The organism is Oceanobacter sp. 5_MG-2023 (assembly GCF_030548165.1).
GTDB lineage: Bacteria > Pseudomonadota > Gammaproteobacteria > Pseudomonadales > Oceanobacteraceae > Oceanobacter.
In genome coordinates this window covers 143,252-169,354 of the sequence record NZ_JAUORS010000003.1, presented here as the reverse complement: position 1 = coordinate 169,354, position 26,103 = coordinate 143,252, and the positions used below count along the sequence as shown (strand labels likewise).

The 26,103-nt window shown below is 53.3% G+C and carries 22 protein-coding genes, 1 other RNA gene and 1 pseudogene; 9 read left to right on the top strand and 15 right to left on the bottom strand.

The annotated features are described in order from the left end of the window. Positions 1-49: 49 nt before the first annotated feature. A complete protein-coding gene (locus Q4551_RS03735; RefSeq protein ID WP_303431865.1) occupies positions 50-781 on the bottom strand; it encodes a division plane positioning ATPase MipZ in 732 nt (243 codons plus the stop codon). 164 nt (positions 782-945) lie between these two features. Between Q4551_RS03735 and Q4551_RS03730 the strand changes: the two genes are divergently transcribed. The 3 genes from Q4551_RS03730 (at position 946) to Q4551_RS03720 (ending at position 3,627) form a co-directional block, all read left to right on the top strand. Next, a complete protein-coding gene (locus tag Q4551_RS03730; RefSeq protein ID WP_303431864.1) occupies positions 946-1,764 on the top strand; it encodes a TatD family hydrolase in 819 nt (272 codons plus the stop codon). Positions 1,765-2,043: 279 nt separating this feature from the next. Further along, on the top strand, positions 2,044-2,370 hold the full coding sequence (locus Q4551_RS03725; RefSeq protein WP_303431863.1) for a hypothetical protein: 327 nt from the start codon (positions 2,044-2,046) through the stop codon (positions 2,368-2,370). A gap of 57 nt (positions 2,371-2,427) precedes the next feature. Continuing rightward, a complete protein-coding gene (locus Q4551_RS03720) occupies positions 2,428-3,627 on the top strand; it encodes a sodium:proton antiporter (RefSeq protein WP_303431862.1) in 1,200 nt (399 codons plus the stop codon). Positions 3,628-3,667: 40 nt separating this feature from the next. On the opposite strand, the gene Q4551_RS03715 is transcribed toward Q4551_RS03720, so the two are convergent. From Q4551_RS03715 to carA, 6 genes are all read right to left on the bottom strand, one after another. Beyond that, positions 3,668-4,921 carry a glycosyltransferase family 4 protein gene (locus tag Q4551_RS03715; protein ID WP_303431861.1) on the bottom strand — a complete coding sequence of 418 codons (1,254 nt, stop codon included), beginning with the start codon at positions 4,919-4,921 and terminating at the stop codon, positions 3,668-3,670. Positions 4,922-5,040: 119 nt separating this feature from the next. Next, positions 5,041-6,696 carry a glycerol-3-phosphate dehydrogenase/oxidase gene (locus Q4551_RS03710; protein WP_303431860.1) on the bottom strand — a complete coding sequence of 552 codons (1,656 nt, stop codon included), beginning with the start codon at positions 6,694-6,696 and terminating at the stop codon, positions 5,041-5,043. Positions 6,697-6,724: 28 nt separating this feature from the next. Then, positions 6,725-8,215, bottom strand: a complete 1,491-nt coding sequence (gene glpK, locus Q4551_RS03705) for a glycerol kinase GlpK (RefSeq protein ID WP_303431859.1) — start codon at positions 8,213-8,215, stop codon at positions 6,725-6,727. A gap of 275 nt (positions 8,216-8,490) precedes the next feature. Then, on the bottom strand, positions 8,491-8,967 hold the full coding sequence (greA, locus tag Q4551_RS03700) for a transcription elongation factor GreA (RefSeq protein WP_303431858.1): 477 nt from the start codon (positions 8,965-8,967) through the stop codon (positions 8,491-8,493). 25 nt (positions 8,968-8,992) lie between these two features. Further along, on the bottom strand, positions 8,993-12,214 hold the full coding sequence (gene carB / locus Q4551_RS03695) for a carbamoyl-phosphate synthase large subunit (protein ID WP_303431857.1): 3,222 nt from the start codon (positions 12,212-12,214) through the stop codon (positions 8,993-8,995). A gap of 19 nt (positions 12,215-12,233) precedes the next feature. Beyond that, positions 12,234-13,388: a glutamine-hydrolyzing carbamoyl-phosphate synthase small subunit gene (carA, locus tag Q4551_RS03690; RefSeq protein ID WP_303431856.1), complete on the bottom strand. Its 1,155-nt coding sequence runs from the start codon at positions 13,386-13,388 to the stop codon at positions 12,234-12,236. Between the two features lie 485 nt (positions 13,389-13,873). Here carA and Q4551_RS03685 point away from each other — a divergent pair, with 485 nt between their 5' ends. Continuing rightward, complete coding sequence (locus Q4551_RS03685; RefSeq protein ID WP_303431855.1) at positions 13,874-14,530, top strand: TetR/AcrR family transcriptional regulator; 657 nt, start codon at positions 13,874-13,876, stop codon at positions 14,528-14,530. A 60-nt stretch (positions 14,531-14,590) separates the two neighbouring features. Here Q4551_RS03685 and dapB read toward each other — a convergent pair whose 3' ends face one another. From dapB to grpE, 4 genes are all read right to left on the bottom strand, one after another. Next, positions 14,591-15,394 (bottom strand): 4-hydroxy-tetrahydrodipicolinate reductase, encoded by an 804-nt coding sequence (gene dapB / locus Q4551_RS03680; RefSeq protein WP_303431854.1) that lies wholly within the window; start codon positions 15,392-15,394, stop codon positions 14,591-14,593. Positions 15,395-15,488: 94 nt separating this feature from the next. Next, positions 15,489-16,613 carry a molecular chaperone DnaJ gene (dnaJ, locus tag Q4551_RS03675; RefSeq protein ID WP_303431853.1) on the bottom strand — a complete coding sequence of 375 codons (1,125 nt, stop codon included), beginning with the start codon at positions 16,611-16,613 and terminating at the stop codon, positions 15,489-15,491. Between the two features lie 104 nt (positions 16,614-16,717). Next, the gene (gene dnaK / locus Q4551_RS03670) at positions 16,718-18,628 is read right to left on the bottom strand and encodes a molecular chaperone DnaK (protein ID WP_303431852.1); all 1,911 of its coding nucleotides are present in this window, start codon (positions 18,626-18,628) and stop codon (positions 16,718-16,720) included. 153 nt (positions 18,629-18,781) lie between these two features. Beyond that, entirely contained in the window at positions 18,782-19,363 is a 582-nt protein-coding gene (gene grpE / locus Q4551_RS03665) for a nucleotide exchange factor GrpE (RefSeq protein WP_303431851.1), read from the bottom strand. Positions 19,364-19,523: 160 nt separating this feature from the next. Here grpE and recN point away from each other — a divergent pair, with 160 nt between their 5' ends. After that, positions 19,524-21,203 carry a DNA repair protein RecN gene (recN, locus tag Q4551_RS03660; protein WP_303431850.1) on the top strand — a complete coding sequence of 560 codons (1,680 nt, stop codon included), beginning with the start codon at positions 19,524-19,526 and terminating at the stop codon, positions 21,201-21,203. Between the two features lie 312 nt (positions 21,204-21,515). Here the strand turns inward: recN and fur are convergent, their stop codons facing one another. After that, positions 21,516-21,923, bottom strand: coding sequence for a ferric iron uptake transcriptional regulator (gene fur / locus Q4551_RS03655; protein ID WP_303431849.1), 408 nt, complete (start codon positions 21,921-21,923; stop codon positions 21,516-21,518). Between the two features lie 93 nt (positions 21,924-22,016). On the opposite strand from fur, the gene Q4551_RS03650 reads away from it, so the two are divergent. Next, positions 22,017-22,424 (top strand): outer membrane protein assembly factor BamE, encoded by a 408-nt coding sequence (locus Q4551_RS03650; RefSeq protein ID WP_303431848.1) that lies wholly within the window; start codon positions 22,017-22,019, stop codon positions 22,422-22,424. 29 nt (positions 22,425-22,453) lie between these two features. Here Q4551_RS03650 and Q4551_RS03645 read toward each other — a convergent pair whose 3' ends face one another. Further along, complete coding sequence (locus Q4551_RS03645) at positions 22,454-22,744, bottom strand: RnfH family protein (protein ID WP_303431847.1); 291 nt, start codon at positions 22,742-22,744, stop codon at positions 22,454-22,456. Continuing rightward, the gene (locus Q4551_RS03640; RefSeq protein WP_303431846.1) at positions 22,737-23,168 is read right to left on the bottom strand and encodes a type II toxin-antitoxin system RatA family toxin; all 432 of its coding nucleotides are present in this window, start codon (positions 23,166-23,168) and stop codon (positions 22,737-22,739) included. Before Q4551_RS03640 ends, Q4551_RS03645 begins: the two co-directional genes overlap by 8 nt. Before the next feature lie 489 nt (positions 23,169-23,657). On the opposite strand from Q4551_RS03640, the gene smpB reads away from it, so the two are divergent. From smpB to Q4551_RS03625, 3 genes are all read left to right on the top strand, one after another. Then, a complete protein-coding gene (smpB, locus tag Q4551_RS03635) occupies positions 23,658-24,140 on the top strand; it encodes an SsrA-binding protein SmpB (RefSeq protein ID WP_303431845.1) in 483 nt (160 codons plus the stop codon). 212 nt (positions 24,141-24,352) lie between these two features. Then, positions 24,353-24,710: a transfer-messenger RNA gene (ssrA, locus tag Q4551_RS03630) on the top strand. A gap of 351 nt (positions 24,711-25,061) precedes the next feature. Beyond that, the gene (locus Q4551_RS03625) at positions 25,062-25,313 is read left to right on the top strand and encodes a YdcH family protein (protein ID WP_303431844.1); all 252 of its coding nucleotides are present in this window, start codon (positions 25,062-25,064) and stop codon (positions 25,311-25,313) included. A gap of 294 nt (positions 25,314-25,607) precedes the next feature. Here Q4551_RS03625 and tadA read toward each other — a convergent pair. Continuing rightward, a pseudogene (gene tadA, locus Q4551_RS03620) lies at positions 25,608-26,093 on the bottom strand (tRNA adenosine(34) deaminase TadA); the annotation flags it as partial. Positions 26,094-26,103: the final 10 nt, after the last annotated feature.

Sequence of the window (26,103 nt, the reverse complement as noted above, 5' to 3'; positions counted from 1 at the left end):
GGATGTCCCGCTGCAATCAAATCGCTCGGTCCGAGCGTTTGATAATGTCTTACTCTGAAATGGGCACGGCGTTGGAATTGGTTACATTCGCAAACACGGTATCAAACTCGGCATACGCCTTGCGCATCCAGACCTTGGTGCGCTGACGTTCCATCAGGCTCAGGCTGGCACCGGAGGCATCGCTCTGGTTCACAGCGGCCCAGAAGGACATTTCACGCTTGTTGATCTTGAACATGGTGGGGGCATGCAAGGCTGGCAAGGTCATGCTGATAATACGCGCCAGATCATCCTCTTCGTTCAGGGCTGGCAGTGCTTCCACATCACGGAATACCGTTCCCCGGCCTTCATTCTTGACCACCACACAGTTCATGTAGTACTTGTACTTATCGAGAAATTTTTCCAGCAACTCCAGAGAATCCGGGCTATCGTCCACCACATTCCAGAAGACGATTGGAATATTCATCTCTTCACACATATCCAGCACGCCGTTATCGTCAATCCAGCGATCCAGAAAACGCTGGCTCTGGGCGGGCAAATCCACCACGACCTGTTGATCGGCTTCCAACGCACACTCCATGATGGCATCGGTACTTTCAAACTGATCCAGCGTCAGAGCCTGAGTAAATTCCTTGTAATAACGAGTTGTCGTGGCGTGTGACTGGTCGGCATCCAGACCGGCGTAATGCAGCCCCTTGTCCAGACAATATTGAGATAATAAACGGGCAACGACGGATTTTCCGACACCGCCTTTCTCGCCACCGACAAAGTGAATCATGCTCATGATGAGTTCCTTACAAAAAATGGGTCAGAGCTAACATTTATACCACAGTCGGGCTGTCACACAGCAGACTGGCCATCCGGTTGGCCACATTTCTATAATGTCGCCTTCATTCCTTGATCTGCCCCGGCGACTCCCGGTTGCAGTCAGTCTAACCGGACGAATCCATGAGCAAGAAAAACCGCCGCGCTGTGCCCGAATATCACCGCCCGATTATCGAAACACATTTTCATCTCGACTACCTCAAAGAGGCACCGGCAGACACTATTCTGGCGGAAGCCCGCGCCATTGGGGTTGAACGTTTTATGACAATCAGCGTTCAGCCCGACAATATGCCAACGGCTCTGGCACTGGCGCTGGCCCACGACGATGTCTACGCCACTCTGGGGGTTCACCCCCACGAAGCCGCCTTGTTTGATGACGCCACCGTCGCCTATATGCGTGACCACGCAGCCAATCACAAAGTGGTTGCCGTTGGCGAAATTGGCCTGGACTATTACTACGACCACTGTGACCGCAGCGTGCAACGCCAGGTATTTTGCCGTCAACTGGAACTGGCGATCGAGTTCGACCAACCCGTTGTTATCCATACACGGGAAGCCGATGCCGACAGCATGGCCATTCTGCAGGAGTACGCCCCGCAGATGCGCCGCAAAGGCGTTATTCACAGCTTCACCTCCGGGCTTGAGCTGGGCCAGCTGGCAGTGGAGCTGGGTTTTAATCTCGGCATCAATGGCATTGTCACTTTTAACAAGGCGGTTAATGTTCGCGAAGTGGTCGCCGCCACCCCGCTTGAGCGGCTGCTGCTCGAAACCGATTCGCCTTATCTGACTCCCATGCCGTACCGAGGAATCGAGAACGCTCCCAAATATCTGCCTTTCGTTGCCGAAAAAATTGCCGACGTCAAAGGCCTGCCTGTCGAAACCGTGCTGGAGCAAACCTGGCAGAATGCCATGGCGACGTTCTTTCCAGCAGAGCTGAGCTAACCCTCTGCCCAAGTAATAAACTGACCCAGCAAATATCTGCGGGTCAGTCTTGTCGAGCCGTCACTATTGGCACATGATAACCAACGGCGACTCCAACTATGTATCCCGACGACAGAGTGGCCGCTGGCATACGTTTCCATCGTGTGGCTGACAGCGTTGTTTTATCAATAGCGCGGTATAAACCTGACAGTCACTCCACAATCCCATCATGAAGACATTGAACTGTGGTGCACCCTCTGGCACTCTGGTTCGTTAATTGCCCACGTGCAAGAGCTAGACATGAAACGACCCACCAAAAAGGAAATACGCCAGCAGCTGAACGACGAGGTTGAACAGTATCTGCAAAAAGGCGGAGAGGTCAGCGAAGTGGTTCGCGGAGCGACGGGACTACAAAACGGGCGCTATGACGAACGCAGCATGGCTTTCGAAAAACCCAAAGAAGAACGCACTCCGGTACCCGAGGTCATGCAGGCCATCGACCAGCGCCGGGATTCCCAGCGCAAGCCTGGCCGGTCAGTAACCGCCACCAGCCAACCCCGTCGACGATTACGTAAAAAGATCATTTACGATGATTTTGGCGAACCATTACGTATTATCTGGGAATAACGGCCTTACTCCCCAACGTCCCGGATTCCAGTCTCTTCACGGATAGCCAGCAGAACCATGAGTAACCATTCACTGCTACTGACTCTGGCAGCTACCCTGCTGTTCTACAGTGCCTTTTCAAAACGCATCGACCAATCCGGTATCAGCGCTCCAATGCTGGTCACCCTGATGGGGATTATCGTCGGACCACAACTGCTCGACTGGGTGCCCGCCGATATCCAGGCCAACGAACTGACCATGCTGGCGGAGTTGACGCTGGCCCTGATTCTGTTTACCGATGCCAGCCAGATCAAGCGTGCCCAGCTGGTGCGTTTCGAAATATTGCCGATTCGCCTGCTGGCTGTCGGTTTGCCACTCACCATGCTGGCGGGCTGGCTACTGGCAGTTCCTGTGCTGGAGTTGGCCTGGCTGCCTGCCGCCTGGCTGGCAATTATGTTATCCCCTACCGATGCCGCGCTGGCGCAAGCCATTTTTTCCGACAAACGTATCAGCTTGCCGTTACGCCATACCATCACCGTTGAGAGTGGCCTGAACGACGGCCTGGCATTACCAGTGCTGCTGTTTGTACTGGCGGTAATGAACGCAGGGGATTACGCCTTTCTCGACTCGATGCAGTGGCCGGTATTTGTCACACAGCAGTTTGTGGTCGGCGTATTGGCAGGGATTGTCGTTGGCCGCTGGGGGGGCCGACTGGTGCAATGGGCCGTCGATGCCCACGAAATGATGCCGCTGTTCCAGCGCCTGTCATCCTTGTCTCTGGCATTTCTGGCTTACTCTGGTGCAGAGTCTCTCGGCGGTAATGGGTTTATTGCCGCGTTTATTGCCGGATTGTTTCTGGAGCCGCAACGGATAACCGTCATGAGCCGTTTGCGCGAATTTGGCAAGGCCGAAGGAGAAATGCTGAGCCTGCTGATGTTTTTCCTCTTCGGGTTGATTTTTGTCGCCGAAGCCTGGCCGTTGTTCAGTTGGCCTATGTTGGTATACGCGCTGTTAAGCCTGACTCTGGTGCGGATGATTCCGGTGCTGATTTCGCTGACAGGCAGTGGCTTGTCGTTTGGGCAACGGGTGTTTCTTGCCTGGTTTGGGCCCAGGGGCATCGCCAGTATTCTGTATCTGATGCTGGCGATCCAGCAAATGGGGTATGCCAACCGTATTGCCGCTTACGAGACGGTGTTTGGTACCACGGTGCTGACGGTGCTGCTGAGTATTTTTATTCATGGCATTTCCACCCATGTCTGGAAACGCTGGCCGGGCTAGCCAATCCCTGCTCAACCGGTGGCTTGCCCACATAATGACATCACAGCAACCGGTTTTTGGCCTCGATCCACTGCGACATATAACGGGTGCTTTTCAGGGTATGGTGCCGCAGCATGGCGCCGTAAAAGCCACTCAATCGATGTGCTTCCAGATTGGCTTCCAGCGTTTGCAGGCAAGCCAGCCAGCGCGGTGCATGTTCCGCAAAGGCGAAGCGTTCGGGAGCTAATTGTAATGCCGCCGTGGCACAAGCGTCCCACAAGCTGTCGTTCTGATACAGCCTGACCGCCGAGGTCACAAACGCCGTGGCAGACTCCGCCACCAGCACCCCCTGAGTACCTGGTGTTAACCCACAGCCCCCCTCACACTCGTACATGCCTTCAGCACCTACCGGAGTAGTCACTGCGGGGGTACCGGTAATGGCAGCATCCAGTAATTTGCCTTTAAGTCCGGCTCCAAACCGCAACGGTGCCAGCATTACACCGGCGGAACGCACCACTTCCAGTGCATCGTTTGCCCAGCCGGGCACATAAAAACCCAGTTTTTCATTCTGCAAACTGGTGGCTTTTTTGGGAGGATAAGCACCATACACATGCATTTCGGCCTGTGGTAACTGCTGACGAATCCCGGGCCAAATGGCTTCTCTGAGCCAGCGCACGGCATCCCAGTTGGGCTCGTGACGAAAGTTGCCGATACAGACAAAGTGCTGTCGCTGACTCCGTCGGGTAATGGGCTGCTGCCACTGCTCTGGCGACAACATAAACGGCAGGTAAATCAGCTGGGCCGCCGGTATCTGGAACTGCTGTTGCAGCCAGCGATATTCATATTCCGAGATCACCAACGTCTGGTCACAGCGCAAAATAGCCGCCACTTCCCGTATCGCCAGTTCGGAATAAACATGTTTCAGCCCCGGTTCAACGCCTTCTTTCAAAGCCTGGTGCCGGGCATGCCGCAAGCTGTGTACATCTTCCATATCCAGCACCCGCAGCGCGTTCGGGCAGTTTTCCTCGACCCGCCAGCCAAACTGTTCTTCCATCATAAAGCGGTCGAACATCACCAGGTCCGGCTGCAGCCCGGCGATATAGTGATCAAAGGTTGTGCTGTTAAGCTCCAGCCGGATGGCTTCAACGTTATAGTCTGCCAATGCCACGGCATGCTGGCTCCAATCGGCGGGAGATCCAAACACGATTTGGTAGCCCCCCGATTGCAACGCCGCCACCAGCTGCAACATCCGGCTACCGGCGGCCGATGACGCAGGTTCTGGCCAGACGTAGCCGATAATCAGAGCGGTTTTCATAAAGCATTCCCATAACAAGAAACCATCAACGATCCACCATAAAACGCGGCAGTATAGGCAGCCAATGGCTGGATTGACACAACCAGCGGGCATAACCGATGAACCGGATTACTGGCTATCTAACGGTCGTTGGTTGCCGCTGTTGTCGTCGCCAGATAGTTCTCCAGCTGTCGTTCTCCATCACTGCCAAACAACAGTTGACTGATCCGTGCCAAGGCCGGTGACTGTGCCAGCGCCGCTTTGCCCAGAGTCAGCTCCAGCATGGTACGGCGACGCAGAAAGTCTTCCAGCCGGGTGACCATTTCCAACCGCGCTGCCAGGCGCACTTCTGCCTCGCGCACGTCGTCACCATCCAGCATGGGCTGCAGCCATTCCGGATGGTCAGCCACATCCACCAGTAACTCAAAGGCATCGGTACCGTAACGTCGCCACCAGCGTTGTGGCAGGGTTTCCCGACCGTGTTCACACCAGTGCTGATCCAATCCCTGTGCGGTGGCCTGATGCCAGAAACCTTCCCGGCGGCGCTCGTCCGGTTCTCCAAACCAACGATCCGACAACGGTTGCAGTGATATGCCTAACGCGCACAGTCGCTCGTGAATTTCTTCGCCGACGTTAATACAGTCGGTCAGCTTGCCACCAAAAATACTGAGGTAGCTGGGATCTGCGCTGTGATCAATCGCATGTTTGCGTGACAGGTTCAGCCAGTCGTTATCCCCACGGTCGTCTTGCTGGCTTTCCGGGGAATCAGGAGCCGGACCAACCACCACCAGCGGCCGGACCCCGCAGCGTTCAGAGATGACATCGGCGATTGTCAGAGGCTGAGGCAGGTTCAAGCGTTGATTGACGTTATCCAGCACAAACTGGCGATCCGAATCAGTGACCACCGCCTCAGGCCGCTTAACCCGGGTATCCGTAGTACCCAGGCAGGTCTTGTTGCCCATGGGAATCATAAAAAACAGTCGGCCATCGCTGGCAAAAAATGCCAGTACCCGGTCTTCTTCCACCAACCGGGGAACAATCAAATGAATGCCTTTGGAATACACATGATGATGATTCATCGATTGCTGACTGTGCTGGTTATAATCATCCACCCACGGTCCTGTTGCATTCAACAGTACACGGGAGCGAACCCGTGTTTTCTCGCCACGGTACTGATCAACAGCCCAGGTGTGCCATTCGTCGCCCACTTTTTGCGAGCCTGCAGAAGCCGTATAGTTGGCCACCACAGCCCCTTGTCGAACGGCTGTTCGAATAAAATCAAATGTCAGGCGAGCGTCGTTATCCACCAGCCAGGCGTCGGAATATTCCAACCCACCTTGAGCAATATCGGTGTTGATCAGTGGCTGACGTTGCTGCAAACGCCGTCGGGACAGGTATTCCGGCTTTAATGTGACACCGCGTCCAAACCCCCAGTACAACAAGGCACCCAGATATACCATCCAGGCCGGTTTGCGGAATCCTTTGGGTACTGTTGTCAGAAAGCGGATTTCCCGAATACGGCTGGGAAATCGCTGCATCAGGCGATTGCGACTGCGGCACAGTTCGTTCACCAGCGCCACTTCACCACTTTCCAGATATTTGATCCCGCCCCATACCAGGTTGGAGCTGTTGGCACTGGTGGCACTGCCAACGTCATGGGCATCAATCAGTGCCACCCGCGCACCATGGCTGGCCAAGGCCGCTGCGGATACAGCACCGTTAATGCCACCGCCAACGATCAGTACATCAAAGCACTCACCATCCAGTTGTTTCAGAGTATCTTGTCGCAGGGTCACACGTTTTTCCTTATTGGCAGCAGGGCATTTATTCCAGCACCACACGCTGCACAGCTTTTTGCCAGCCAGCCAGCAGGGCCGTTCGCTGTGGCTCGCTCATGGTGGGTTTAAAGGTCGCGGTGCATTGCCACAAACGGGTAAATTCGTGGGTATCACCGTAGAGGCCGACAGCGCGTCCCGCCAGATACGCCGCTCCCAACGCGGTGGTTTCCAGCAGCGCCGGACGCAAGACTTCGGTATCCAGTACGTCGGCAAGAAATTGCAGCAACCAGTTGTTTGCCACCATACCGCCATCCACCCGCAATGACGTTGGCCGAATGCCTTCTTCTGCCATCACCGCAAACAGATCGGCGGTCTGGTAACACACGGCTTCCAGTGCCGCCCGGGCCAGTTCGGCCTTGCCGGCCCCACGGGTCAGACCAACAATGGCGGCACGGGCATCACTACGCCAGTAAGGTACACCCAACCCGGTAAAAGCGGGCACCAGGTAAACGCCTTTGTTGCCGTCCAGTGCGCTGGCCAATCGTTCGGTATCGGACGCCCGTTCGATAATACCCAGTTCATCTCGCAGCCATTGCACCGTTGCTCCGGCAACAAAAATGGCTCCTTCCAACGCGTAGGTACGCTGGCCATCCAGCTGCAAGGCAACCGTGGTCAGTAATCCATGACTGGAGCTCAGGGGTTGGGTACCGGTATTCAGCAGCACAAAACACCCAGTGCCGTAGGTGCTTTTGACTTGCCCCGGTTCAAAGCAACACTGGCCGACACTGGCGGCCTGCTGATCACCGGCCACACCGGTAATGGCAATGTCTTCAGCACCGGTAAAACACGCCAAGGCGGTGCCAAAATCGCCAGAGCAATCCTGTACCTGTGGCAGCATCGCCGCGGGAATACGAAACAGCTCGAGCAGTTCTTGATCCCACTCACCCCGATGAATATTAAACAGATTGGTACGGCTGGCGTTGGTGGCATCGGTTACGTGCCGCTGGCCACCGGTCAGCTTCCAGATCAGGTAACTGTCGACCGTCCCGAACAGCAGTTCACCGCGTTCGGCCCGTGCCCGGGCACCTTCCACATGATCCAGAATCCAGGCGGCCTTGGTGGCCGAAAAATAGGGGTCAAGGCGTAGGCCAGACCGCACCTGAACGTATTCATCCCCGACCTCTGCCCGCAGCTGATCACACAGCCGGGCGGTACGCCGGTCTTGCCAGACAATGGCCGGATAAACCGCTTCACCACTGTGCCTGTCCCATACCAGGGTGGTTTCGCGCTGATTGGTCATACCGATTGCGGCGACCTGGCAGCCTTGTTCTCTGGCAGCGGCCAGCGCTTGCTGTACCACCGCACAGGTACTCTGCCAAAGATCATCAGGATTGTGCTCAACCCAGCCATCATCCGGATAATGCTGGGGAAATTCCTGCTGTGCCGTGGCAAGGGTTTGCAACTGCTGGTCAAAGACAATGGCCCGCGTACTGGTGGTGCCCTGATCGATGGCAAGAATACCTAAACGGTTGCCCATGTCATTCTCCCGTAACACCTTATTATATTGATCATCTGACCATACCAGTCGCTGTCACCAGGATACAGCCTGAGTCCGCCGAACCGTGGCATGAAATCGGCTCGAAAATATAACAAGTATTTGATTTATAAAGATAATTCAAGAATCATCCTCACTTGATACGAAGCGACACAAGCGGACACTCCCGGCACCAACCCACCTCTGGCAATGCAACAGCCAGATACAAAAACGCCTCCCGAAGGAGGCGATTAGGTGGTGCGGCAATCACTGACAGATCAGATATGTTCAACCTGATCAATTTCATATTCCACAGTACCACTTGGAATCTTGACGACAACGGTGTCGCCTTCTTCCTTGCCAATCAACGCACGCGCTATCGGCGATGACACCGAAATACGGTTAGCCTTGATATCGGCTTCGTCATCACCAACAATTTTGTATTTCACTTCTTCATCGGTATCGACGTTAATAATGGTAACGGTCACACCAAACAGCACCTTGCCGGTACGAGGAATGGAGTGAATATCGATCACCTGGCAATTGGATAGCTTGCCTTCAATTTCCTGAATCCGGCCTTCAATAAAACCCTGCTGCTCACGGGCTGCGTGATACTCGGCATTCTCTTTGAGATCGCCGTGTTCACGGGCATCCGCAATCGCCTGGATAACGGTCGGACGATCAACACTTTTCAGGCGTTGCAACTCATCGCGCAATGCCTTTTCCCCTTCTAGGGTCATAGGAAACTTCTGCATTTGCATTGACTCCTGATAACTTGGTTTATTGGCCGATGCTGGCATGCAGATCTTGCAGACGATGAACGTCTTTCAGACCTTCTGAACGCAACGCTTCCACAATCGCTTCAGCACCTGCCAGTGTGGTGGTGTAATACACCTTGTGTTGCAATGCGCTGCGACGAATATCTGCTGAATCTGCAATAGCCTGGGCACCGTCTGTGGTATTGACGATCAGGTCGATGCCATCGTTCTTGATGGTGTCGACAATGTGCGGCCGGCCCTGGGTCACCTTGTTGATACGACTGGATGGCACTCCGGCCTCTTCCAGTACCCGTCGGGTACCGTCGGTACAGACCAGTTCAAAGCCGCATTCCACCAGCCCACGAGCAACCGCCACCAGACCGGCCTTGTCAGCTTCACGAACCGACAGGAAAGCAGTGCCACCTTCTGGCAAATCTGCTCCGGCTCCCAGCTGAGCCTTGAAGAAGGCTTCGCCAAAAGTGGTGCCCGCTCCCATGACTTCGCCGGTCGACTTCATTTCTGGCCCAAGAATCGGGTCAACACCCTGGAACTTGTTGAACGGGAATACGGCTTCCTTGACGGAGAAATACGGTGGAATAATTTCCTCCGTAAAGCCCAGTTCCGCCAATGTCCGCCCCATCATGACCTTGGCAGCAACAGCGGCCAGCGATACACCGATACACTTGGAGACAAAAGGCACGGTACGTGATGCGCGAGGGTTCACCTCAATCACGTAGATTTCACCATCCTGCCAGGCCAACTGGGTATTCATCAGACCGACAACTCCCAGTTCCAGCGCCATGGCTTTCACTTGTTCGCGCATCAGGTCTTGCACTTCAGCCGGCAAGCTGTAAGGCGGCAGTGAGCAGGCGGAATCCCCGGAGTGAATCCCGGCCTGTTCAATGTGTTGCATGATGGCACCAATCACGACCTGTTCGCCGTCACAAACGGCGTCAATGTCCACTTCAATGGCGCGATCCAGGAAGTAATCCAGCAGTACAGGGGAATCGTTGGAAACCCGTACTGCTTCGTTCATATAGCGGCGCAGGGATTTTTCGTTGCTGACGATTTCCATCGCACGGCCACCCAGAACATAGGATGGGCGCACAACCAATGGATAACCGATTTCGGCGGCACGGGTGACAGCTTCTTCCGGAGAAGTCACGGTGGCGTTAACCGGCTGTTTGAGACCCAGACGCTGGATCATTTGCTGGAAGCGCTCGCGGTCTTCTGCACGGTCAATGGCTTCCGGCGAGGTACCAATCACCGGCACACCACAGGCTTCCAGTTCGTTGGCCAGTTTCAATGGCGTTTGGCCACCGTACTGGACAATGACACCCTTGGGTTTTTCTTTCTCGACGATTTCCAGCACATCTTCCAGGGTTACCGGTTCAAAGTACAAACGGTCAGACGTGTCGTAGTCGGTCGATACGGTTTCCGGGTTACAGTTGACCATGATGGCCTCGTACCCTTCTTCCTTCGCTGCCAGCGCCGCGTGTACGCAGCAGTAGTCAAACTCGATCCCTTGGCCAATCCGGTTAGGCCCGCCACCGAGTACAATAATCTTGTCACGATCGGTCGGATTCGCTTCGCACTCTTCCTCGTAGGTCGAGTACATATAAGCGGTATCGGTCGAAAATTCAGCCGCACAGGTATCAACCCGCTTGTAAACCGGGCGAATATTCAATTTCTGGCGATGCTTGCGGAAGGCTTTTTCAGAAATGCCCAGCAAGGTTGCCAGACGTTGATCAGAAAAGCCTTTGCGTTTCAGGCGATAGACAGCGCTGGCATCCAACGCCGTCAGGCTGCTGGCAAAAACGGTGGCTTCGTCCTTGATCAGGTCTTCTATCTGTATCAGGAACCAGGGGTCGATTCCGGAATACTGGTAGATCTCATCAATGGTCAACCCCATGCGGAAAGCATCACCTACGTACCAGATACGTTCGGCACCCGGCGTGACCAGTTCGGAGATCACTTTGTCGCGAGCTCCTTCGTCTGCCGGGTTTACCTTGGGATCCAGGCCGGATGCGCCAACTTCGAGACCACGCAGGGCTTTTTGCAAGGATTCCTGCTGGGTACGGCCAATCGCCATCACTTCACCCACGGATTTCATCTGGGTGGTCAGACGGCCATCGGCCTGAGGGAATTTTTCAAAGGTAAAGCGAGGGATCTTGGTAACCACATAATCAATCGACGGCTCGAACGATGCCGGGGTTGCACCACCGGTAATATCATTCTGCAATTCGTCCAGGGTGTAGCCAATCGCCAACTTGGCCGCCACCTTGGCAATCGGGAAACCGGTTGCCTTGGACGCCAGTGCCGAAGACCGGGACACCCGTGGGTTCATCTCGATCACGACCATACGACCGGTTTTTGGATCCATACCAAACTGCACGTTGGAACCGCCAGTTTCAACGCCAATCTCACGCAGTACCGCCAACGAGGCGTCACGCATGATTTGATATTCTTTGTCCGTCAGGGTTTGTGCCGGTGCCACAGTAATGGAGTCACCAGTGTGAACCCCCATGGCATCAAAGTTCTCGATGGCACACACAATGATGCAGTTGTCGTTTTTGTCGCGCACGACTTCCATCTCGTACTCTTTCCAGCCAATCAGTGATTCATCAATCAACAGTTCGCTGGTTGGCGACAAGTCCAGACCACGGGTACAGATTTCTTCAAATTCTTCCTTGTTATAGGCGATACCGCCACCGGTGCCACCCATGGTAAAGGAAGGACGGATAATACAAGGGAAACCCAGTGATTGTTGTACTTCACGGGCTTCTTCCATGGTGTGGGCAATGCCCGCACGTGGACACGCCAGACCAATCTTTTTCATCGCCTGGTCAAAGCGATCACGGTCTTCTGCCTTGTCGATGGTATCGGCATTGGCACCGATCATTTCCACGCCGAACTGTTCCAGAACGCCGGCTTTTTCCAGGCCGAGGGCACAGTTCAAGGCGGTTTGACCACCCATGGTCGGCAACAACGCATCCGGGCGTTCTTTCTCGATAATTTTGGCCACCGCTTCCACGGTGATCGGTTCGATATAGGTCGCATCCGCCATCGATGGATCGGTCATGATGGTGGCGGGGTTTGAGTTGACCAGAATGACGCGGTAGCCCTCCTCGCGCAGGGCCTTACAGGCCTGGGCGCCGGAGTAGTCGAATTCGCACGCCTGGCCAATCACAATGGGGCCAGCGCCGATGATCAGAATGCTGTTGATATCAGTACGTTTTGGCATTACTCAGTCAGTCCTGTGGTTATCCGTTGGCCTTGGCTTTGGCGGTTTCAATCAGATCAATAAAGTGGTCGAACAGCGGTGCTACGTCACGAGGGCCAGGGCTGGCTTCAGGGTGTCCCTGAAAGCTGAACGCGGGCTTGTCGGTACGGGCAATGCCTTGCAGCGTGCCATCGAACAGTGACTTGTGGGTTGCCTTGAGGTTATCAGGCAACGAACTTTCATCGACCGCAAAGCCGTGGTTCTGACTGGTAATCATGACCTTGCCGGTGGCCAGATCCTGTACCGGGTGATTGGCACCGTGATGGCCATGACTCATTTTCAACGTGGTTGCACCGGAAGCCAGTGCCAGCAGTTGATGCCCCAGACAAATACCGAATACCGGGATGTCGGTTTCCAGGATTTCCCGGATCGCTTCTATGGCGTAGGTACAAGGCTCCGGGTCACCCGGGCCGTTGGACAAAAAGATGCCATCCGGATTCATCGCCAGTACATCGGCGGCTGACGTTTGTGCCGGTACAACGGTCAGTTCACAACCGCGCTCAGCCAACAGGCGCAAGATGTTGTACTTGACGCCAAAATCGTAAGCGACAACCTTGAATCGGGTTTCGCTCTGTTCGCCATAACCTTCTCCCAGAGTCCAGTCGGTCTGGGTCCACTGGAAGGGTTCACTGACTGTGACTTCCTTGGCCAGATCCATCCCTTTCAAACCCGGGAAAGCCTTGGCTTCGGTCAGAGCCTGTTGTTGGCTCTCGTCACTCCAGGCATCTTCCGCTGCAATCAGACAACCGTTCAGAGACCCTTTTTCACGCAGGATACGGGTCAGGCGGCGGGTATCGATATCCGCCAGTCCGACCACGTTGTTGGCGCGCAGGTATTCATCCAGTGCTTGTTCGCTGCGAAAGCTGGAGGCCATTAATGGCAAGTCGCGAATAATCAACCCTTTGGCGGCAATACCAGCGGACTCAACGTCTTCGCTGTTGGTTCCGTAGCTGCCAATATGTGGGTAAGTGAGTGTAACAATTTGATTGGTATAGGACGGGTCAGTCAGGATTTCCTGATAACCGGTCATGGACGTGTTGAAAACAACCTCTCCAACAGACGTTCCCAAAGCACCGATACTGGTGCCCTTAAACAAGCTGCCGTCTTCAAGAGCTAGAATGGCTGGCGTAGACAAAACTGTATCCCCGAGCAAAGAAAAACAGGCGAAGCGAGGTACTAGGCAGGTACCCCATGCGTAAAAAAGCGGAATGCTGATCCGCTCATCGGCATTCCGCTAATTTCAGAAATTTTGTAATGGTCGGTGACTTCTGCAGGAGAAGCTCCGAGCTTTGATTAACCGGGAATTATACGCAAAAGACGCTTTTATGTCCATGGCGCTGAAGGTGTTCCGGGCGGTGTTCAGGTTATCTGCCCGGAATTCCGATAAAGCCCTTTTACATAACCGGAAAACACACCAGCCAGAACTCGCTTACACATTGTTACATACAATTTGAAACGGTATTTTGCTTCCAGAAACAGGCGATTTATTTACATAGTGACTATGGGTAGCCAGTTGCTGAACAGCTTGTCAGTTTTTTGCCGCGTATTCACCCGTACGGTACAGGCATTCCTGTTTGGCTTCAGGCGCGTAATGATAGAACACAAGAATGAGGGATTTTCATGCCTGTTGCTGTTGATGGTCGCCGACGGCTTGCTCCGGAGGAGCGCAAACGGTTACTACTCACACACGCTGTTGAGGTTTTTTCCCGGCGCGGTATCGGTCGTGGAGGCCATACAGATATCGCCGAATTGGGAGGGGTATCGGTAGCCACTGTTTTTAATTATTTCAAAACCCGTGACTCCCTGGTTATCAGTGTCCTGGATGAAATCGCCCGCTTTATGCTGGCGATGGCAGAAGAGGCTTTTACTGCAGAAGCAACCCCTCTGGCGCGCATTCGTGACTACTTCCAGCGCTTTTTACAAGCGTGTGAAGAACAGCCGGATTACATCAAGGTCTGGCTGGAATGGAGTGCATCACCAAGAGAAGTCGTCTGGCCTCGCTATTTGACACTGCAGTCAGAGTTGCTGCAGCAGTTATCCACCCAGATAGAAGCTGCCATCAGACAGGGTGAGCTGGAGCAAGGGTTAGCCGCAACAGAACGGGCCCGTTGGTTATGGGGTAACAGCCAGATGCTGACCGGGATGATGTTTGACCCACAAGGAAAACCCGACGATATCCATCGCATCGTCGATCAGGCGCTGGATCATTTACTGCGAGTAAAACACCAGCGAACCGAAAAGACTGCCCGACCTGCCACGGCCGCCATGACGGCCTGAAAACCAGAGCCAGCCGAGTATCACAGGCAACCAACAACATCCGGTTGCCTGCTCTCACAGTCAGAAACCCAGCACATCCTGCATATCGTACAAACCAGCCCCCTGAGTGGGAATCCACAGAGCTGAACGCACCGCACCTCGAGCGAAGGTCATACGGCTCTGGGCTTTGTGAGTAACTTCAACCCGTTCACCTTCGGTAGCAAACATGACCGTATGATCCCCTACCACATCACCCCCACGAATGGTTTCAAAACCAATTTGCTTGTGCGGACGAGCACCGGTTTGGCCTTCCCGGCCGTAGCAGGCTACTTCTTTCAAATCCCAGCCCATGGTTTCTGCCACCACTTCTCCCATACGCAGAGCGGTACCGGATGGCGCATCGACCTTATGACGGTGGTGCATTTCAACCACTTCAATATCGCTCTCTTCGCCCATCACCTTGGCTGCCATACGCAGCAAATTCAGGCACAGGTTAACCCCTACCGAATAATTCGGGGCAAATACCACACCGGTGTGTTTTGCCGTGTCGGCCAGGATGGCTTTTTCAGCGTCACTGAAACCGGTTGTACCAATCACAATGCATTTGCCGTGGTGCTGGCAAAAGGCCAGGTTGGCCAGTGTCGCGACCGGAGTCGTAAAATCGATCAGCACATCAAACTGGTCAGCCACTTCGTCCAGGCTGGCGACGGCTGAAATACCCAGATCTTTCCCCAAACCGGCAATGGCGCCGGCATCAATGCCTAACATTGGGTCGTCGTGGCGTACAATTACGGCACCAATATCTGCGCCTTCCGCGGCATCAACAGCCTGAATCAGCACTCGTCCCATACGTCCGGCCGCACCGGTAATGGCAATTCGTGTCATGGTTGAATTCCTGATAAGAAAAAGCCCGAGGTGGCACAAGGTGCAACCGCGGGCTGTATTTGAATGTCAGCTTTTAATGGCCTCTAACGCCATTTCAAACGTCTTCGAAGAACCGTTTCACACCTTCAAACCAGCTCTTTTTTTGTGGCGCGTGTTTTTCGCCTGTCAGTGATTCCTGGAACTTCATCAGCAAGGCTTTTTGTTCATCGTTCAGGCTGACAGGCGTTTCAACCTGCACTCGACAGAGCAAATCACCGGCACCACCACCACGTACTGGCGCAACACCCTTGCCTTTCAGGCGGAACAATTTACCGCTTTGGGTTTCAGCTGGAATCTTCAGGCGTACCCGTCCATCCAGTGTCGGCACTTCCATTTCGCCACCCAATGCCGCATCCACAATACTGATCGGCACGTCGCAATAAAGATTGCGGCCGTCGCGATGAAACAGTGCATGTTCGCGCACACTGACCTGAACATACAGGTCACCAGCGGGTCCACCCATGGCGCCAGCTTCGCCTTCGCCCGACAGGCGAATACGGTCACCGGTATCCACACCTGGAGGAATCTTAACCGACAGGGTTTTGGTTTCTTCTTTTACACCACGGCCATGACAGCTGGTACACGGATCTTCAATGATTGTGCCCTGGCCATGACAGGTCGGACAGGTTTGCTGCACCGAAAAGAAACCTTGCTGCATCCGCACCTGGCCAACCCCATTACAGGTAGGACAGTGTTTCGGAGTGGTACCTGGTTTGGCACCACTGCCGTGACAAACTTCACAGCTGACCAGTGTTGGAATCCGCACTTTCTTTTCGACACCGCGAACGGCTTCTTCCAGCGATAATTCCATGGTGTAGCGCAGGTCAGAACCACGCTGCGGACCACCACGGCCACCGCCGCCAGCACCACCAAAAATATCGCCAAACACATCGCCGAAGATATCGCCAAAGCCTGCAGCACCAGCACCGCCGTATCCGCCACCACCCGCATTGGGATCAACCCCGGCATGACCGTACTGGTCATACGCTGCGCGTTTCTGGCTATCATTCAGGATTTCGTAGGCTTCCGTTGCCTCTTTGAATTTGGCTTCGGCATCCTTGTCATCCGGGTTACGGTCCGGGTGGTATTTCATGGCCAATTTACGGTAGGCCTTCTTAAGATCCTTGGCATCAATATCTTTTGATACACCAAGAATCTCGTAATAATCTCGTTTGGACATCGTCTTTCTTGCCTCAGATGGGAGCTATTGATCCAGCCATGTGAGACGCAAGACGGGAGTCAGCCCACCAGAGGTTGGCTGACTCCCGTCTCCCATCTGTCGTCTTACTTGTCTTTGACTTCTTCAAATTCAGCATCAACGACATCGTCATCCGCTGAAGAAGAGCCTGCATCAGCAGCACCGGCTTTTTCAGCTTCGGCCTTCTCGGCATACAGCTTTTGCGCCAGCGTACCAGAAGCTTCTGTCAGAGTGGTGGTTTTAGCTTCAATGTCAGCCTTGTCATCACCTTTCAGTGCTGCTTCAAGTTCAGTAATCGCTGTTTCAATGGCTGTTTTTTCTTCTTCCGTTGCCTTGTCACCGGCTTCTTCCAGCGTTTTCTTGGTCGCGTGGATCATGCCATCGGCGGTATTACGAGCCTGAATCAGTTCTTCAAAATGTTTGTCCGCTTCCGCATTCGCTTCCGCGTCCTGAACCATTTGTTCAATCTCTTCATCGCTCAGGCCAGAAGAGGCCTTGATCACAATCGACTGCTCTTTGCCGGTCGCCTTATCTTTGGCGCTAACGTTCAGAATACCGTTTGCGTCGATGTCGAAGGTAACTTCGATTTGTGGCGTGCCACGTGGCGCAGGCGGAATATCAGCCAGGTCAAAACGACCCAGTGACTTGTTCTGGGCAGCCTGTTTACGCTCACCCTGTACTACATGGATCGTTACGGCAGTCTGGTTATCATCTGCAGTAGAGAACACTTGTGATTTCTTGGTAGGAATCGTGGTGTTCTTGTCGATAACCGGTGTTGCCACACCACCCATGGTTTCGATACCCAGAGTCAGAGGGGTAACATCCAGCAACAGTACATCTTTCACATCACCAGACAGAACCGCACCCTGAATCGCAGCACCAACGGCTACCGCTTCGTCCGGGTTAACGTCTTTACGTGGTTCTTTACCAAAGAAATCGGCAACGCTCTTCTGTACCAGCGGCATACGGGTCTGACCACCGACCAGAATCACTTCGTCAATTTCACTGGCACTCAGACCAGAGTCTTTCAGGGCCATGCGGCAAGGATCCAGTGAATTCTTGACCAGCTCTTCCACCAGGCTTTCCAACTTGGCACGCGTCACTTTGACGTTCAAGTGCTTGGGACCAGTGGCATCCGCCGTAATATAAGGCAAGTTCACATCGGTTTGCTGGCTGCTGGACAATTCAACCTTGGCTTTTTCAGCGCCTTCTTTCAGACGTTGCAGAGCCAATGGATCGTTGTTCAGGTCGATGCCGCTGTCTTTCTTGAATTCATCCGCCAGATATTCAATCAGGCGCATATCGAAATCTTCACCACCCAGGAAGGTGTCACCATTGGTGGCCAGCACTTCAAATTGTTTCTCGCCATCCACATCAGCGACTTCGATAATGGAGATATCGAAGGTACCACCACCCAGGTCATAGACAGCAACAGTCCGGTCGCCACCTTCCTTGTCGATGCCATAAGCCAGCGCCGCTGCGGTTGGTTCGTTGATAATACGCTTGACTTCCAGACCGGCAATTTTACCGGCGTCTTTGGTCGCCTGACGCTGGGAGTCGTTAAAGTAAGCAGGTACGGTAATCACTGCTTCGGTAACGCTTTCGCCGAGATAGTCTTCAGCGGTTTTTTTCATTTTTTTCAGGATTTCAGCAGACACCTGTGGGGGAGCAAACTGCTCGCCACGTACTTCAACCCAGGCATCACCATTGCTGGCTTCCATGATTTTGTACGGTACCATTTTGATGTCTTTCTGAACCACATCATCCTTGAAGCGACGACCGATCAGACGTTTGACCGCAAACAAGGTATTTTGTGGGTTTGTAACGGCCTGGCGCTTGGCAGATTGACCAACCAGTACTTCTTCGTCAGCGTAAGCGACGACAGACGGTGTAGTACGATCACCCTCTGCATTTTCAATAACTCTGGTCTTATCGCCATCCAGGATCGCCACACAGGAGTTGGTGGTTCCCAGGTCAATACCAATAATCTTACCCATGATAAATCTCTCCAAAACTCGAGCAGTGATCACTGCTTGCTTGTCTTTAACCGATTGCAACGAGGAACGTTGCGATGTATTTGCCTATGACTTGTATATGTGTCCGAAGCTGGCGCTTTCAAGGCATGCCATTAAATTTTTGCAACCTGCCATTCAGCTTGCAGAGCTGCCTTTACTCACAACAACCATTGCAGGACGTAACAAGCGACCGTTCATCAGGTAGCCTTTTTGCATCACAGCAACCACCGAATTGGGTTCGGCATCCGCGCTTTCGACCATGGTCATGGCCTGGTGGTGTTCAGGGTCAAACGGATGACCAACCGGATCGACCACATCGACATTAAACTTGGCCAGGGCCGACAGGAATCCGTTCAGCGTCATCTCGATGCCGTCACGAATGGCTTTGGTCGCCTCTTCTTCCGGTGCGGCCGCCAGGCCACGCTCCAGGTTATCCACGACGGTAACCATTTCGTTGGCAAATTTTTCCAGACCGAACTTGTGGGCTTTTTCCACGTCCAGTTCAGCACGACGACGTACATTTTGCATTTCGGCCTGAACGCGAAGAACCTGCTCTTTCAGATCAGCGATTTCTTGCTGGGCTGCTGCCAGCTGTGCTTCAACATCTGGCTGATCGGTGGCTGCCGCTTCTTCAGCCTCTCCGGTCTCAATACTGGCATCAGCTTGCTGATTTTCGTTTTGCAGGGCTTCGTCCTGATTTTTTTGCTCGTCTGACATGAAGTACTCCTCTCGTCGAAAAATGGCGCTCGCAGCTATATGGGGTTCCGCTCGTCGGATTCAAGGGTATAACCGTAAGAGAATTCAACTTGTCACTTGACAGTAACAAGTACTGTATATAAAAACACTGGTTATACATTCAGATAAAGGCGTTATTTTCATGCTCACCCATCTGTCTATTCATCAATTTGCCCTGGTTGAACATCTCGAACTGGAGTTTCAGCGCGGCATGGCCGTCATCACTGGAGAAACCGGTGCTGGCAAATCCATTCTGCTGGATGCTCTTGGTCTGGCGCTGGGTCAACGTGCCGATGCCGCCATGGTGCGACAAGGTGCTGAACGTGCGGAAATCTGCGCCAGTTTTTGCCCAACACCCAAGGCTCGTCAGTGGCTGGCTGGCCGCGATATTCCTGATGAAGAAGACCTTGTCTTGCTGCGGCGGGTTGTTTCGGCCGAGGGCCGCTCCCGCGGCTATATTAATGGCCGCCCCGCGTCTGCCAACGATTTGCGTGAGTTATCACAACATCTGATCGAGGTTCATTCCCAGCACGCCCACCAACGGCTGATGGAAAAAGACGCCCCTCGTGACATCGTCGATGCCTTTGGCAACCTGAAACCATTGGCCACCAGAGTCGCCAACTGTTTTCAGCAATGGCAACGTATGAAAAAACGCCTGCACAAGCTGCAGGAAGTCAGTAGTGAAGTCCAGGCTCAGCGTCAATTACTCAGCTATCAGGTAGAAGAATTACGAGAATTGTCTCTCGGCGTGACGGAGTTGGCGGATCTGGAGCTGGAGCATAAGCGCCTGGCCAATGCAGAATCCATGTTACTGGGCGGACAACAGGCACTGGCCGCCAGCACAGGTGACGACGGTGACAGCCAGGGAGCAGCCCAGATGGCCTGGGTTGCCTATCAGCAACTCTTGCGTATTGATGACCAGCACACCAGCCTGACAGAAGCACGTGACTTAATGCAGCAAGCCCAGATACTGCTCGAGGAAGCAGGTCACTCGTTACGTCGCTATCTGGAGCAGGTAGACATTAACCCCCACCGGCTACAGCAGGTAGAGCAACGTCTCAGTGATATTTTCAGCATGGCACGCAAGCATCAGATCCAACCGACTGAGCTGTACGATCACTGGCAGCAGCAAGAAGCCGCACTTGCCGAACTAAGCATGTCAGACGAAGACCTCGCAGATCTGCAAGAGCAAGTGATCGCACTGGAACAGCGCTACTTGACCGAAGCGCAGACATTGAGCCAGGCACGCATCCAGGCCGCCGCCAGGTTGGATGCCAACGTATGTGATCAATTTGATGCCATGGCACTGGGGCGCACCCGGTTTGAAACCCATATCAACCCGCTGTCACTGAGTGAAGCAGGCAAGCACGGCATCGACCAGATCCGTTTTATGGTTCAAACCAATCCGGGGATGCCTGCCGGGCCGCTGGCCAAAGTCGCCTCCGGAGGTGAGCTGTCACGAATCAGCCTGGCGATTCAGGTCGTCACCGCAGCCACCAGCGATATTGCCTGCCTGATTTTTGATGAAGTAGACGTTGGTATTGGCGGTGGCACCGCTGAGCGGGTGGGCCGCTTGATGCGTGCTCTTGGTGAACGCGGCCAGGTCATGTGCGTCACCCACCAGCCCCAGGTGGCGGCGCAAGCACATCAGCACTTTATGGTCAGTAAGATTTCTGGCGATGAGTACACTCACACGCGTATTACAGAACTCGGCGACACCCAACGGACTCAGGAAATTGCTCGTATGCTGGGAGGTGTTGATATCACACACAGCACCATGACTCATGCCAAAGAGATGCTGGCACTGGTCAAACAGGCGTAGCGCTGGCTGACAAAGCAATAAAATGATACGGCCCAGCATGAATATTCATTAACCGGGCAAGATCACAGCACCGCCAACCGTCAAATAACCAGAGCGGCAAACCACACAGAAGCGCTATCAGAGAAAGGAAAACAGACAGCAACGACGAATGTCGTCACCGATGTTACAGAGGCTTCGGCACAAAGGCACAAATCTGCCAACGGCCGACGTTGGTAAAAAGCGGCCAAGGCCGCCATATCTGGGGAGACACATCACAGCCCCCTCATCTCCCCTATAAAACCAATGTCATCATCTGACATTGGTCAATACGGATTACTTCTTCTTGCGGATATAAAGCACCAGGCTGTGATCAACCAGATCGTAACCGTGCTGTGCTGCAATTTCATGCTGCAACCGCTCGATTTCTTCATTGGTAAATTCAACCACTGTGCCAGAATCAACATCTACCATATGGTCGTGGTGACCTCCTTTATCCAGCTCAAACACAGAATGACCACCATCAAAATTATGGCGAGTCACCAGTCCAGCGCCCTCAAACTGGGTCAGCACCCGATAAACAGTTGCCAGCCCAACATCTTCACCTGCCTCAATCAATGATTTATAGACATCTTCAGCACTCAGATGCGCTTCCGGATTACATTCCAGAATGCTCAAGATTTTGATTCTTGGCAGAGTGACTTTCAGACCTGCTTTACGCAACTCCAGATTTTGATCGGACATTGCAACCCTCGAATATTTCACAGCGACTTGGTTCATCAGGTATCATCGCCCATCAATGCAAAAACGCAAACCTCCGGACGAGACAACAGCTGAATGATGCGAGCGACAATTCTGACTTTTTTACTTGGTTTTGCAACCCTTTCCGGCTGCGTTTTCCCAGGTGTACACAAGCTGAACATTCAGCAGGGCAATATCGTCACCCAGGATATGCTGGATCAGCTACATGCTGGCATGACGGCGCACCAGGTTGAATTCGTGATGGGCACCCCGGTACTGCAAAATCCATTCAACAGCCAACGCTGGGATTATATCTATACGCTGGAAGAGCGTGACGAAATCACCAAGCAATATCACATCCAGGTATTTTTTGATGATCAGGGCAATTATATGAACTACACCGGCACGCTGCCCAACGCGACGTTCTCAGAACAGAGCCAGCTGGATTCTCTGCCCCAGGAAGAAACCTCCGTCAATACCATCCCGGTCGAACTCACCCAGTAATGCGTCAAAATCACGCCAGGGCAAGCAGGCTACGCCTTTGCCTTGGCGGCACGATTGGCTCGCGCCTGCTTCGGGTCGATAATCAACGGACGGTAAATCTCAATGCGGTCGCCGTCCTGAACCGCCTCAGCCAAATTTCTCACCGCCTTGCCAAAAATACCCATTTTGGCGGACTCCAGATCCAATGAAGGAAATTCCCGCTGAATACCAGAGAGCCGGGCAGCTTCCAGCAAACTACTCCCGGCAGGGACTTGCACCACCAGAATCCGCTGTTTTTCCGGCAACGCGTACGCCACTTCAACCGTTATTGTGTCAGCCATACACCACCTGAGCTCGCTTCACAAACGAATCAACCATCATATTAGCCACCTGTTTGAAGGCGACCCCCAAAGCAACACCGGTCAGTTTGTTTGCCACTTCAAATTCCATATCCAGGGATACCTTGCAGGCTTCCTCCGACAATTTTTGAAAATGCCAAATACCATGAAAACGGGTAAATGGGCCGTCCAGCAGCTCCATTTCCATCCGCTCCGGCTTGACCAGACGATTGTGGGTACTAAAACTCTGATTAATGCCAGCCTTGGCGATCGTCAGCCGAGCCTTGATAAAATCCTCACCCTCGTCAATCACCTCAGTCTGTCGACAACCATCCAGAAACTCCGGATAGCGGCGAACGTCATTCACCAGATCGAACATCTGCTCTGCACTGAACATCACCAGCGCACTGCGCGTAATGGTGGTCATGATACCTCTTGAATAAAGTTGAAAAACCGCTGACTTAACCGCCGCCAAGGCAACATCGAGACCGTAAACCATTCATCAAAAACAGCCCAACAGCCACGGGCAACAGACAACCCAGCCAACAAAAACTGCACAAAGAATACCACTGAGTGGCAATAAAATGTTAGCTGAGAGAAAACCCTGCGTGTGGCCTTCCATTCTTCCACGCCAAAGCTCCTTGATAAAAAAACACGCCATAATGACCCGTTCACCACTGGCCAGCGAATGTTCCCCAGGCTGGCAACGCAGTCAGAATCCAGATCCCAATCAACACCTCACACCACTCATACCGGTTTTATCTGAATTCATGTTATTCTCCTGACCAACCTGTGGCTGTATTGTTAAAAATTCTTCAGCTGTATCAAGTTGAGAACAACATCAAAAACAGACGCTGATGCCACAGCATCCGACCAGACAAGTCCCACACCGCCCAGAGACATTCCTGTTGACAGTATGAGTACCAAAAAAAAGCCAAAAGCCGCCAGCTCGACCATCGCCTTGAACAAACGGGCTCGCCATGACTATTTCCTTGAAGACAAGCAAGAAGCTGGAGTGATGCTCAGCGGCTGGGAAGTCAAAGCACTGCGAGAAGGCAAGTGCCAGCTACTGGATTCATACGTCACCTTCCACAAAGGCGAAGTGTGGCTCACCGGCGCACTGATTACGCCGCTGAACCAGGCATCCAGCCACATCATTGCGGAACCCAGACGAGAGCGCAAACTGCTGCTCCACGCCCGAGAAATCGAACGGCTGGAGCAAAAAGTACTGGCCAAAGGCTATACCTGCGTCTGCACCGCCCTTTACTGGAAAGGCCATCGCGTCAAGGCCGAAATCGCCCTGGCCAAAGGCAAACAGTCCCACGACAAACGCGCCGCCAGCAAGGACCGCGACTGGGCCAAACAAAAAGAACGCATCATGAAACACTCGGTACGCTGATTTATCCTGTTTTCCAGGTACTGGTTCGATAGGTACTTGGCAAAACCCTCGGATAGACGTATAGTTCCGCTCTGGCTACGCGAAATACTGCGTTGCCACAACAGTCAGAACATTACCCGCAAGGGAACCTGGCCGATAAAAAAGCCTCTAAGTTTCTGACTGGACAGAAGGGCTGTTGCCCTGGGCTCACAAGCCTGAACAACACCGATTTTGGGGATGATCCGGATTCGACGTTGATTACAAAGCTAGTGGTGCATGCCGAGAGGGTAAGACGATCTCGTAAATCAAACGTTTTACATTTATATAGTCGCAAACGACGAAAACTACGCACTAGCTGCTTAATTGCAGCTTACCTCTGAACCCCGGTGCCTATAACAGGGGGACGAGGGCTAAGCCCTATAGGATCGCTTGGATGCTTCGCTCGGAGTTGAAGAGTTAAAACCAATCGAGCTCGTTCTGAACGCCCTGCCCCTCGGGCCGTGACGAACTAAATGAATAGAGACGGCTAAGCATGTAGATCTCCTAGTGGAGGATTGGCGGACGCGGGTTCAACTCCCGCCATCTCCACCAAATACGAAACCCCAACTGTTATCAGTTGGGGTTTTTTATTGCCTGTACCCCACGCTACAGGTCCCATATGGAAGGCCCAGAGCCTTTACGATAAAGAATGACCACTGCCAAACACCTTATTCAGAGCTAAGCAGTTTGCACAAAATATAACCCCTACGGAAAGAGTTTGTGTGGATCAGCCAACCAGAAAAAGGCAATACAAGCCCAAGCATCAGATCTCCGGCTCATGCTTGTGATTTCACGATTGCAATAGCCTTCCACGCAGCATAGCCATTGTCTTTGAATCTGACCTGTATCAAGACTGCCTTACTGGCCGGCGTTATTCTGAATGCAGTCACCAAGGAGATTTACATGCCGATAGAAGCCCATGACCTGCACCACGATTTTCCAGAGTTGAGTGAACAGATTCGTGATTTGAAGATGAATGACCGTCATTTCGCCAAGCTGTTCGAAGAATACGATGTGCTGGACAAGGAAATACGCCATATAGAAGAACAAAAAGAAGCTGCTTCTGATGAACGTCTTGAAACGCTGAAGGTGCGTCGTGTTGCACTGAAAGATGAGCTTTACACCATGCTGAATCAGGCCGTTGATAACGCCTGATAGTGCTGGCCCGCTCCCCGACTCTGACTGACGTATCTCTCAGTCTCCGACTAACGCCTCGCTCTTGCGGGGCGTTTTTGATGGTAACCCCAAACCAGATCCAAAATACCGGATGGCAGGCTTTTGCTGATACCTGTAGCTGCGCGCTTTATAAATAACGCCCAAATGCACTTTAACTTAACAAGCCGTCTCTCCGCCAGCATCGCAGCCTGACGGCTTGCCTGCATGATGGTCCGATGCATCCGGTTCCTCTTGAATGGGAGTGTCGGAAGTGTCCGGTTGTCGGGCAAGCGCTTTCAGGCGTTTGCGCGCCGCTCGCCGTGCAGCAAAGAAAGCCGACAACATCTGGCCACACTCTGCCGCCATCACACCACTCTCAATCTGGAAGGTATGGTTAAAGACAGGATTAGCGGCTAACGGTATGGCGCTGTGAACTGCACCGGATTTCGGTTCAGATGCCCCATACACCAGACGTTCGATACGACTGTGAACCAACAAGCCATAACACATGGTACAGGGTTCCAGGGTAACGTACAGGCAAGCACCACTGAGCCGGTAATTACCAATGGTGGCGGCAGCTTCGCGTATTGCCAGCATTTCGGCATGGGCACTGGGGTCAAGATCGGTAATCTGGCGATTACGTCCACGACCAATCACCTGACCATGCAGCACAACCACGGCACCGACCGGTACTTCACCATCGTCAGCAGCGGTTTGCGCCAAGGCCAGCGCCAGGGTCATGGCTTCTTCATCACTGCTGATCAGCGATTGTGATGACATCGGCCTATGA

Coding starts and splice junctions, on each gene's coding strand:
- dapB (WP_303431854.1), bottom strand. CDS start 15,394: ATGACACGAATTGCCATTACCGGTGCGGCCGGACGTATGGGACGAGTG.
- Q4551_RS03640 (WP_303431846.1), bottom strand. CDS start 23,168: ATGACCACCATTACGCGCAGTGCGCTGGTGATGTTCAGTGCAGAGCAG.
- Q4551_RS03625 (WP_303431844.1), top strand. CDS start 25,062: ATGCCGATAGAAGCCCATGACCTGCACCACGATTTTCCAGAGTTGAGT.
- greA (WP_303431858.1), bottom strand. CDS start 8,967: ATGCAGAAGTTTCCTATGACCCTAGAAGGGGAAAAGGCATTGCGCGAT.
- Q4551_RS03730 (WP_303431864.1), top strand. CDS start 946: ATGAGCAAGAAAAACCGCCGCGCTGTGCCCGAATATCACCGCCCGATT.
- dnaK (WP_303431852.1), bottom strand. CDS start 18,628: ATGGGTAAGATTATTGGTATTGACCTGGGAACCACCAACTCCTGTGTG.
- Q4551_RS03650 (WP_303431848.1), top strand. CDS start 22,017: ATGATGCGAGCGACAATTCTGACTTTTTTACTTGGTTTTGCAACCCTT.
- smpB (WP_303431845.1), top strand. CDS start 23,658: ATGAGTACCAAAAAAAAGCCAAAAGCCGCCAGCTCGACCATCGCCTTG.
- Q4551_RS03645 (WP_303431847.1), bottom strand. CDS start 22,744: ATGGCTGACACAATAACGGTTGAAGTGGCGTACGCGTTGCCGGAAAAA.
- Q4551_RS03720 (WP_303431862.1), top strand. CDS start 2,428: ATGAGTAACCATTCACTGCTACTGACTCTGGCAGCTACCCTGCTGTTC.
- carB (WP_303431857.1), bottom strand. CDS start 12,214: ATGCCAAAACGTACTGATATCAACAGCATTCTGATCATCGGCGCTGGC.
- fur (WP_303431849.1), bottom strand. CDS start 21,923: ATGTCCGATCAAAATCTGGAGTTGCGTAAAGCAGGTCTGAAAGTCACT.
- Q4551_RS03735 (WP_303431865.1), bottom strand. CDS start 781: ATGAGCATGATTCACTTTGTCGGTGGCGAGAAAGGCGGTGTCGGAAAA.
- Q4551_RS03685 (WP_303431855.1), top strand. CDS start 13,874: ATGCCTGTTGCTGTTGATGGTCGCCGACGGCTTGCTCCGGAGGAGCGC.
- recN (WP_303431850.1), top strand. CDS start 19,524: ATGCTCACCCATCTGTCTATTCATCAATTTGCCCTGGTTGAACATCTC.
- dnaJ (WP_303431853.1), bottom strand. CDS start 16,613: ATGTCCAAACGAGATTATTACGAGATTCTTGGTGTATCAAAAGATATT.
- Q4551_RS03715 (WP_303431861.1), bottom strand. CDS start 4,921: ATGAAAACCGCTCTGATTATCGGCTACGTCTGGCCAGAACCTGCGTCA.
- Q4551_RS03725 (WP_303431863.1), top strand. CDS start 2,044: ATGAAACGACCCACCAAAAAGGAAATACGCCAGCAGCTGAACGACGAG.
- grpE (WP_303431851.1), bottom strand. CDS start 19,363: ATGTCAGACGAGCAAAAAAATCAGGACGAAGCCCTGCAAAACGAAAAT.
- glpK (WP_303431859.1), bottom strand. CDS start 8,215: ATGGGCAACCGTTTAGGTATTCTTGCCATCGATCAGGGCACCACCAGT.